The following is a 1,300-nucleotide window of genomic DNA, read 5'->3' as shown; positions in this document are numbered from 1 at the left end:
CTCGGGACGGGGCGGCTGCCAGTGCGCGGCGAGAACCGCGTAGGCGCGTTCCTGCTGCTCGATGATCTCGCGTTCGTGCCGCCAGAGCGCAGGGTCGTTGTAGTCGTATCCCTTGCCGCGCTTGGCGATCTGCCGTTGGGCGCCGGCCTGCAGCTCGAGCTTGCGTTCTTTGAACGCGCCGAGACGGGGCCGGGCGAAGGCGTAGTCCTGCTCCTTCGTGGCCAGGTGCCAGCACAGTGTGATCATCTTCCGTGCGGTGGCGACGATCGCGACCTGGATGCCGCGCCCGGCCTTGATGCGCTGGTAGAAGGCGCGCAGCGGTCCCGGCGCACGGGAGGCCACCCAGGCGGCCTCGACCAGCATGCCGCGCACTTGGGAGCGTCCGGTCTTGGTGATCCGGCCCAGGTGGGCGGCCTGCCCGCCGGACTGGCGCACCCGGGGGTTGAGGCCGAAGTAGGCGACCAGCTTGTCGGCGGAGCGGAAACGGGAGAAGTCGCCGACCGCGGCGACGATCGACAGGGCGACGGTGGCGTCGATGCCGGGCACGGTCATCAGGCGGCGCACGTCCGCATCGCCGAGGGCTTCCTGGGCGAATTCCTGGTTGACCAGGGCGAGTTCCTCGCCGTGGAAGTCGAGCTGGCGCAGCAGCGCGGTGACCGAGCGGTGCTCGTCTTCGGGTAGGTCCTGCCGTTGCAGCCACGCCCGGCCGCGGGTGCCGAACAGGTCGGACACGGGTGGGCGGGGCATCAGGTTGCGGTGCAGGATGGCCTGCACCTGGTTCTTGATCCGGGTGCGCTGGCGCACCAGATGAGTACGCCGGGCGATGATCCGGCGCCGACGGCTGGTGCGCTCGTCGGGCAGCCATACCGGCGGCAGGAAGTCCGCGGCCAGCAGCTACGCGAGGATGCGGGCGTCGACCTTGTCGGTCTTGACCTTCGCCTCCGCGATGACCCGGGTCTTGGACGGGTTGGACACCACCACCCGCGCCACGTGCGGCCGGATCAGCGTGGCGATCGCCTCCGCGTTCCCGGTCGCCTCCAAGACGACCTCGTCGTCCGGGCGCAGCGTCGTGATCCACTCGCGCAGTCCTTCGGGGCGGCAGGCGATCTGCCCGGCGTCCAGCAGGAACCCGTCCTCGATCACCACGAGTTGCGCGAAATCGCGGTGCACGTCCATTCCGATCTTTCGGCCCATCACCCTCTCCCAGCGGTACTCGGTGCTGGGGTTCAGCTGGGCGAAACGGCACCTACGGATCCGCGCTCGCAGCGCATCCTGGCAGGTCGCAGGGGCGGCCAACTAC

General features: G+C 69.8%; 2 protein-coding genes. Both read right to left on the bottom strand.

The genetic code is table 11. The annotated features are described in order from the left end of the window. Positions 1–876, bottom strand: an 876-nt coding sequence (locus ADK54_RS14285) for an IS110 family transposase (protein ID WP_267887009.1), incomplete at its 3' end; no start/stop codon positions are given. 18 nt (positions 877–894) lie between these two features. Further along, positions 895–1,194 carry an IS110 family transposase gene (locus ADK54_RS46755; RefSeq protein ID WP_063801978.1) on the bottom strand — a complete coding sequence of 100 codons (300 nt, stop codon included), beginning with the start codon at positions 1,192–1,194 and terminating at the stop codon, positions 895–897. Positions 1,195–1,300: the final 106 nt, after the last annotated feature.

This window comes from Streptomyces sp. WM6378, from assembly GCF_001279695.1.
Lineage (GTDB): Bacteria > Actinomycetota > Actinomycetes > Streptomycetales > Streptomycetaceae > Streptomyces.
The sequence above is the reverse complement of the archived record's forward strand: the minus strand, read 5'-3'. Positions and strand labels throughout refer to the sequence as shown.

Bases quoted from the DNA above. Each gene is read 5' to 3' on its own strand.
- ADK54_RS46755 (WP_063801978.1), bottom strand. From the start codon at position 1,194: ATGGGCCGAAAGATCGGAATGGACGTGCACCGCGATTTCGCGCAACTC.